This is a genomic window from Paenibacillus sp. P4_A7 (assembly GCF_056402455.1).
This window is the reverse complement of record NZ_JBFUHJ010000245.1, coordinates 1-8,032: the sequence shown is the minus strand read 5'-3', so window position 1 is coordinate 8,032 and position 8,032 is coordinate 1. Positions and strand designations below refer to the sequence as shown.

Here is an 8,032-nt window from a genome sequence, read left to right as displayed (position 1 = left end):
GCACATGAAAGGGGCAATGACTATATTCGCTGTCAATCTCAAAAGAATATTGACACTATTAAAGTAGAAAACATAAAGAAAACCATAAAATAAAGGCGAATTCTCATTCAATATGAATGGAAATTCGCCTTTATCTATTTAGGTTCATTTTATAGACGCTTAAAACACACGTTTTTCAGTCTCCTCCGAAAAATCGCTGTCTTCTTTGCAATATACCAATCAATGCACAGTTTCACCTTGACTTATAAACTGCCAATATGTTTCCTTACAATAGACTCAATATGCTGCAAATGGCGCTTCATTCGTTCGGCTGCCATAGATGCATCTTGCTTTTCAATCGCATCGAATATCGCTGAATGCTCCTCGTACAGCCGCTCAGCAACCGATGTGTTTGCATACAGCTCAATCTTCCGAATATCGTGAATGGCCGTTTCAATATGATTCATTATGGACTCGAACAAACGAACCATAATCGTATTATGTGTAGCCTTTGCCAGCGTCAAATGAAACAGAAGATCGGTCCTTTCTCCTTCGGCATCATTTCCGACAGAGTTCCTCATTTCTTCAATTAAGCTGCGCAGCATAATTATATCTTCATCCGTTCGCTTCATAGCGGCGATTGCTGCATTTGAAACCTCGAGTGATTCCCTTGCCTCAAGCAGTTCAAAAACGGTGTCGCGGTTCATTCGGAGTGACTGAAGCTCTGGCAGCTCAACCTCGATTGGAGCACTGCGGATGACACGGCAACCGCCTCCTTGACGAATTTCGATCATACCCATCGCTTTGAGCGCACTAAGCGCTTCACGAGTAGTCGAGCGTCCTACGCCAAACTGTTCKGACATTTCTTTGGTCGAAGGCAGCTTATCGCCCACCTTCAGCTTTCCATCTATGATGAGCTGCTTCACCTGTTCCGTAATTACCTCGTAATGATTGCGTTTTGACAGCTTCACTACATCAAGTAATGACATTTGCTTCACCTCCAAAGTTTGCAGATGCAAACTTACTTCGTAAGCATCAACTTAAAGTTTGCGAATGCAAACTTACTTCGTAAGCTCATTCTTCCCAACTAGAAGGGCATATACGATTCCCGGTCCGTGAACGCCAATTGTTAAGTCATTCTCGATGTCGGAGGAGCGGCTCGGTCCTGTTATAAAATGAATGCCGGCTGGCAGCTGCTCGCGACCCGCTTCGTCGAACGTAACCAGCACCTCGCCCAGTCTGGTTTTCATCCGTTCAATCGGAATAATAATAAACAGTACCGTTGGAAGCAAACTGACAGAACGACCCTTATTACTTGCGGATAAAACAGTAACTGATCCCGTGTAGGCAACAGCATGATCGGCTATGACAATACCGAAATCCGCCTCCGCCGCACGTGCCCGCCAATATTGCTCAGGATCAGTGTTCCATACCGACACTTTGGAGTCAACTAACGCTCCTTCCAAATCAAGCGCGTCCAGCTCGGGCTGATCTTGACGAATCACATACTTCGCACTCATTTCCTCCGCTTTCTGAACAATAAATTGCTTAGCTTGCTCCATTGTTTCAAGACGTGATACATGACCGCCTACCGATACGAAGTTAGCTGTGAACTGATCTATTCTCTCCTGCATCGGCCATTCGAAGGCATTCCAGAAATCAGGCGCGCCGCGGAACGGATGCTGTGGCTTCTGAACCATTCTTGGATGCTTCAGCTTGGAAGCAATATCATTCATAAAATGCTCCTGCTTCTTGCGGGAATCTGCCTCAAGCTTATCTAACCACTGTTTATGAGTATCAGCCAWGACCATGTCCCCCTTTACCCTGCTTCTCATCTTCTTTACGCTTTCGAACCAGCTCCTCCATCCGATTTTGCATGGATGGCTCCATTTGCTTCAGTCCCTGCTTCAGCTCCTGATCCAGTGTATCCCAACGGTCACGGAAGGATTCCTTCGGTAAGCTTGGCGTTACCCGGTACGTATTCCATCCCTTGAGCGGACCGAGCTTAGTCTTGATGACTCCGCTTCGAACAACAAGCTTTTGACCAAGCTTTCCTAATCTAAGCACACCACCAAAACGAGACGAGTTGCCCATTATCGTTGAAAAGCCCTGCATGCCGATCGATTCCAGCTTGCTTCCGTTACCGCTTTCCACCTTGCGGCGACGCAGGTAAACGAGCATGTCATGCAGTGGTATTTTGACCGGACAGGCCTCATAACAAGCACCGCATAGGCTGGATGCATTGGCGACATCGTCCCATTCGGCTATATTTTTGTTCAGCGATGGTGTTAGTACGGCTCCAATAGGACCACTGTACGTGCTGCCATAAGCGTGACCACCGATATGACGATAAACCGGGCAAGCATTCAAGCAAGCACCGCAGCGAATACAGTTGAGCAGCTCTTGGAATTCAGGATCGCCAAGCTGGAGCGAGCGCCCGTTATCAACAATAATAATATGCATTTCATCCGGACCATCCGCATCTTCAGAACGACGAGGACCGGTAATCCCCGACATATACATCGTCAGCTTCTGTCCGGTAGCCGAACGAGGAAGCAGAGTCGCCATTACTTCAAGATCCGACCAGGACGGAATAATACGTTCCATTCCCATCAGTGTAATTTGAGTTTTCGGTACAGTAGTGACCATACGCGCATTGCCTTCATTTTCGAATAACACCATCGAGCCCGTCTCTGCAATTGCAAAATTGCAGCCCGTCATCCCAATCTCTGCGTCCAAAAACTTCTCCCGAAGCTTCTTCCGAACGAAGCCTGCAAGTGCAGTGGTATCTGGCGGCAATGTGTAACCCGCTTCCTTAGATAACAGGTCAGCGATCTGATACCTGTTTTTGTGTATGGCTGGAATTACGATATGAGACGGCATTTCTCCAGCTAACTGGATAATGTATTCGCCTAAGTCCGTTTCAACTGCTTCTACGCCGATAGACTCAAGTGCATGGTTAAGATGAAGCTCCTCCGTAACCATCGACTTTGATTTCACAACCGACTTCGCTTTCGCATGCTCTGCGATATCTAACGTGATCCCCACGGCTTCCTCACCCGTATTTGCAAAATGGATGTGTACGCCGTTCGCACGAGCATTATTAACGAACAAATTCAAATAATAATCAAGATGAGCGATCGTGTGAAGCCGAATTTGCTTGCCCCTCTCACGCCAATCATCCCAGTTGCCATGTTCCTCCGTCGCTTTTTTCTTCCCATTACGAAGACGCTCCGTCGTGAACCGTACTGCTTTGCGCAGAAATTCATCATTAAGCGCAAGATCTGCTCTCGCCTTTACAGTAGCTTTGCCCTTTGCTTTCTGTCCCGTACTCATGCTTCTTTCACCCCTTCGTAGAGCAGTTCCGCCAGATGCATGACGCGAACCGGCTCATTCCGATAGTGCAAGTTACCAGCAATATTAAGGAGGCATGCCATATCGAGCCCAACTAGCACCTCCGCTTCCGTCTCTAGCACATGATCCACTTTTTCCGTAACCATAGCCCCGGAGATATCCGCCATTTTCACAGCAAAGGTACCGCCAAAACCGCAGCAATCCTCAGCGAAAGGCAAAGGGACAAGTTCTAGACCTCTCACATTTTGTAAAAGAGCTAAAGGCTCATCCTTGACTCCTAAAATACGGCTGCCGTGACAGGATGGATGATAGGTAACCTTATGTGGAAACGATGCGCCAACCTCGGTTACTCCAAGAACTTGAACAAGAAATTGCGTAAATTCATAAGACTTGCTCTGGAGGCTCTGCGCTCGCTTCAACATGACTGGATCGTCTTCAAACAATTTAGGATAATGATGAATCATTCCGGTGCAGGAGCCAGATGGTGAAATAACGAAGTCGCAATCCTCAAAAGCATCCAATATTGTTTTTGCTGATTCTCTTGCATCCTTCCAATAACCGCTGTTGAACGCAGGTTGACCGCAGCAGGTTTGTACAGTCGAAAATTGCAGCGACACACCATACTTCGCAAGTAATCTCACCATCGCTTCGCCAACGCGCGGATACAGCGCATCGCTCAAACAAGTTATAAATAAAGAAACTTTCATTTCAGCACCCCTCTCAGCCTCTTTTATCCCATTTTATCAGGTTGTCAGACATGTTTGAACAAAAAAAATATAGAACATCTTATATTCCGATATATAGCTCGCTTATAAACATGATGCTCCACTGCCAACTGTTAATTAAGCAATCGAGCACCATCTCTATCTATTATTAAACCGTAGTCACAGTAATTTGCCGTTCTTCCAGCTGTGATTGAAGCTCACTTTGCAAATAAGCATCGGTAATAATGTGATCTATAGCGCTCAGATCTGCTACATGTGTAAACGCCTGAAGACCAAACTTACTGGAATCAGCAAGCAGGATGACTTCATCAGCCATACCGACCATTTTATGCTTAATTCGTGCCTGAAGTTCATTGGACTCACTAATGCCTCGTTCAAGATGTACGCCCTTGCAAGAGAAAAATGCTTTATCCACGTGATAGGCATCAAGTGAGCGTTCAGCCAGAGGACCCACATAAGAAAGTGATCGTGCAGCAAGTATCCCACCGGTTGAAATAACCTCGATCTTCTCCTTGCTGCTGAGCTCCATAGCTACTTTAATTGAATTTGTAAGTACGGTTAATGGAATGTCAGGCATACTGGCAGCCATATACCAAGCTGTAGTACTAGCATCCAGCAGAATACGATCCTTCGGCTGAATCAGCTTTATAGCCGCCTCAGCAATCCGCTTCTTCTCATCAGCTCGAGTTATTTCTCGCTCGAAGTACGGGATTTCCGGCTGCTGATCCTTCACGCTTACTGCACCGCCATGCGAGCGGCGCAAACGACCGGCTTGCTCTAAGCGATCAAGGTCACGCCGAATCGTTTCCTCCGTAACCAGGCAGAGCTCACTTAACTCTGTCACCCGGATGCTCCCTCTCTCATTAACCAGCTGTACAATTTTGTCGTAACGTTCCGCTGCCAGCATACCTTACCTCTTCCTAACCTTTATTTGAATTCGCAGCTTATGCGATTCCTGTCTTTGCTTTAAAAGATTTGTACGCATTCTCCCAAGCCTCTTGATTCACTGGCTCGTACACCTCAATAGGGAATGATTCGCGAATGACTCTACGAGCTTCCCATATATCAGACAACTCACCTGACGCAATCCATTGGACAACCATATTGCCGATCGCGCTTCCTTCTACCGGCCCTGCCCAAACTGGTTTGCCAATTGCATTTGCTGTCCATTGACATAGCAGCGTATTCTGAATACCGCCGCCTACCATATGAAGCCCGTTGAATGAGTTGCCAGACAATTGCTCGGTAAGCTCCAGAATATTTCGATATTTTAGCGCAAGACTCTCCAGCACACATCGCACAATTGCCCCAACATTCTCAGGCACTGCTTGCCCTGAACGAAGGCAGTACTCACCAACGCGCTCAGGCATATCTCCTGGATGCAGAAATAAGGGATCATCTGGATCAATGAATGCAGCAAACGGCTTAGCCTCGCCAGCCAACTTAACTAATTCGGGGAAAGAGTAAGAAATTCCTTCTCGTTCCCATGAACGTCTGCATTCTTGCAAAATCCACAGGCCCATAATATTTTTGAGCAAACGATACGTGCCGTACGCACCGCCCTCATTCGTGAAGTTGAGCTGCTGCGCTAGCTCATTAATGACAGGCTCATTTACCTCTGTGCCCATGAGCGACCACGTCCCGCAGCTTAAATAGGCAAATGATCGATCAAGTGCAGGTACAGCAACGACCGCTGAACCTGTGTCATGCTCGGCTACCGCATATACAGGAACACTATCAATACCAAGTTCCTCACATAAAGAATCACGCAATTTCCCGACACTTGCACCTGGCTGAACAATTTCTCCAAATAAATCTGAAGAGAGACCAATCGCTTGAATCAGCGTGTCATCCCAGATTCCCTTGATCGGGTTGAACAGCTGCGTCGTCGTCGCATTTGAAAATTCGTTATGCATTTCCCCTGTTAAAAAGTAACGCAGCAAGTCGGGAATCATCAGAAAGTGCTTTGCTTCCCGTAATAACGGAGAATCAGCCTGCTTTAACGCAGCAAGCTGATATATTGTATTAAATGGTAAAAACTGAATGCCCGTTCGACCAAATATTTCGTTAGCCGATAACTCTTCTATCACGCTATCCATAACACCATTCGTATGTTGGTCACGGTAATGATATGGATTACCCAGCAGCTCGCCATTGCTTCCAATAAAACCAAAATCAACCGCCCATGAATCAATAGCAAGGCTCTTCAGTTTAATATCCTGGTGCTTTGCCTTTAGCAGTCCTTGCTTTAGCTCATGAAACAGCCTTAAGATGTCCCATTGCAGCCGATCGCCGACCTGTACAGGATCATTGGAAAAACGATGCAGCTCCTCAACCTCGATCTTACCGTTTACAAGCCGGCCGAGCAGCGCTCTTCCGCTGCTCGCCCCCAGATCGTAAGCAAGAATGGTCACCAGCTGGCACCGCCCTTGCCTCTCACCAATATGTCTTTGCCATAGCTGCTATTTAAGTACGCTCTCATCGGATCAAGCGGAAGACCTTGCTCTTCACGAATCGAATGGAGCAGCGGCGTAACGTCAAATTCAAAGGCACGGCGAACCGCATCCTCAGCACCTAGAACGTCATTGCGCTGTGCTGCGTCGGCTACTTCAGCGTGGTTAATGAGAAGCGCTTTAGCAAATTGCGTTTGTACATTCAATACGGAACGCAGCATCGCTGGAATTTTTTGTTCGATGTTATGTGATTGGTCAATCATATATGCGATATTAGCAACGTTTTGACGGATAGCAGCATCCGCATCGCCCGCTGCGCTCAAGATTTGATAGAAAATCAAAAATAGCTCATAAGGATTAACCGAACCGACAATTAGATCATCATCCGCATATTTACGGCTATTAAAATGGAAGCCGCCGAGACGTTTTTCATCGATCAGATAAGCAACGATATGCTCGATATTTGCACCTGGTAAATGGTGACCCGTATCAACAAGCACTTCTGCCTGTGGTCCGAGCTTCTGTGCCAAGTTGAAAGCCATGCCCCAATCCGCTAGATCCGTATGATAGAAAGCAGGCTCAAAGCATTTGTATTCGATAAGCATACGCATCTCTGGAGTCATTGCTTTATACATTTCAGCCAGCGCATCGTTCATCCAAGCTTTACGCTTGCGGATATCGCCTTGTCCCGGATAGTTCGTACCGTCAGCGAACCACAAGCTAATATCGCGCGAGCCTGTTTCCTTCGCGATGTCTACACACTCTAGTAGGTGATCCGTTGCTTTGCGGCGAATGGCAGCATCTGCATTTGTAACGCTTCCAAGCATGTAGTCTTCATCCTGAAAAAGGTTTGGATTAACAGCACCAATCGTTAGTCCCAGACCTTCAGCATGGCTTTTCAACTTACCATAGTCGTCAACTTTATCCCACGGAATGTGGATGGCAACGGAAGGAGCAATTCCTGTCAGACGGTGAACCTGTGCTGCATCCTCAAACTTCTCAAACGGGTTGCGAGGCACGCCTTCCTTCTGGAACACTTTAAAGCGAGTTCCGGAATCTCCATAACCCCATGATGGCGTTTCTATTTTTAATGATTTTAAACTTTCCTTAACCTCATTGAGATTAATCCCTCTAGCTTGCTGCTGCTCCTCAAAAAAAGCATAAGCGCGGTCTGTCATCGTGAACACCCTTTCATAATTTGAAGTGTATTATTTTAATGGATAAGCCATCGTCGACATAAGTGTGTTTTCCGCCTGGGTCGAATCAAGCCTGCTGTACTGGACTATAATTGGAATATTGCTTTGCACCTCAATGGCGTAAGGAACACCGATTGGTATCGATGCTCCCTCCTTCATTAAAGAACTAGTGCGAATATGATTTGTACGTCTGCCTGACACGATTACCATGATGTCTTCCATCGGTTCGCGATCTTCGAAATAAATAGTAATGTGAATAATTGCTTCTTCGGATGAACAGTTCAATACACAAATAGATTCGTGGCTTGTTAAAGCTCCCGTGCTA

General features: G+C 46.5%; 8 protein-coding genes. All 8 read right to left on the bottom strand.

What is annotated here, in order from left to right; genetic code table 11:
* Positions 1-242 precede the first annotated feature (242 nt).
* Positions 243-968 carry a FadR/GntR family transcriptional regulator gene (locus AC1DWN_RS22250; RefSeq protein WP_477561087.1) on the bottom strand — a complete coding sequence of 242 codons (726 nt, stop codon included), beginning with the start codon at positions 966-968 and terminating at the stop codon, positions 243-245.
* Positions 969-1,040: 72 nt separating this feature from the next.
* Positions 1,041-1,790, bottom strand: coding sequence for a LutC/YkgG family protein (locus AC1DWN_RS22245; RefSeq protein ID WP_477561086.1), 750 nt, complete (start codon positions 1,788-1,790; stop codon positions 1,041-1,043).
* Complete coding sequence (locus tag AC1DWN_RS22240) at positions 1,777-3,315, bottom strand: LutB/LldF family L-lactate oxidation iron-sulfur protein (protein ID WP_477561085.1); 1,539 nt, start codon at positions 3,313-3,315, stop codon at positions 1,777-1,779. The genes AC1DWN_RS22245 and AC1DWN_RS22240 overlap by 14 nt, the downstream gene beginning before the upstream one ends.
* Complete coding sequence (locus AC1DWN_RS22235; protein ID WP_477561084.1) at positions 3,312-4,040, bottom strand: (Fe-S)-binding protein; 729 nt, start codon at positions 4,038-4,040, stop codon at positions 3,312-3,314. The genes AC1DWN_RS22240 and AC1DWN_RS22235 overlap by 4 nt, the downstream gene beginning before the upstream one ends.
* Positions 4,041-4,206: 166 nt before the next feature.
* A complete protein-coding gene (locus tag AC1DWN_RS22230) occupies positions 4,207-4,965 on the bottom strand; it encodes a DeoR/GlpR family DNA-binding transcription regulator (protein ID WP_477561083.1) in 759 nt (252 codons plus the stop codon).
* A gap of 37 nt (positions 4,966-5,002) precedes the next feature.
* Positions 5,003-6,472, bottom strand: a complete 1,470-nt coding sequence (locus AC1DWN_RS22225) for a rhamnulokinase (protein WP_477561082.1) — start codon at positions 6,470-6,472, stop codon at positions 5,003-5,005.
* Positions 6,469-7,689, bottom strand: coding sequence for an L-rhamnose isomerase (rhaI, locus tag AC1DWN_RS22220; RefSeq protein WP_477561081.1), 1,221 nt, complete (start codon positions 7,687-7,689; stop codon positions 6,469-6,471). The genes AC1DWN_RS22225 and rhaI overlap by 4 nt, the downstream gene beginning before the upstream one ends.
* 30 nt (positions 7,690-7,719) lie before the next feature.
* A partial coding sequence (locus tag AC1DWN_RS22215) for a sensory rhodopsin transducer (protein WP_477561080.1) occupies positions 7,720-8,032 on the bottom strand: 313 nt, incomplete at its 5' end.

Bases quoted from the DNA above. Each gene is read 5' to 3' on its own strand.
- AC1DWN_RS22235 (WP_477561084.1), bottom strand. From the start codon at position 4,040: ATGAAAGTTTCTTTATTTATAACTTGTTTGAGCGATGCGCTGTATCCG.
- AC1DWN_RS22230 (WP_477561083.1), bottom strand. From the start codon at position 4,965: ATGCTGGCAGCGGAACGTTACGACAAAATTGTACAGCTGGTTAATGAG.
- rhaI (WP_477561081.1), bottom strand. From the start codon at position 7,689: ATGACAGACCGCGCTTATGCTTTTTTTGAGGAGCAGCAGCAAGCTAGA.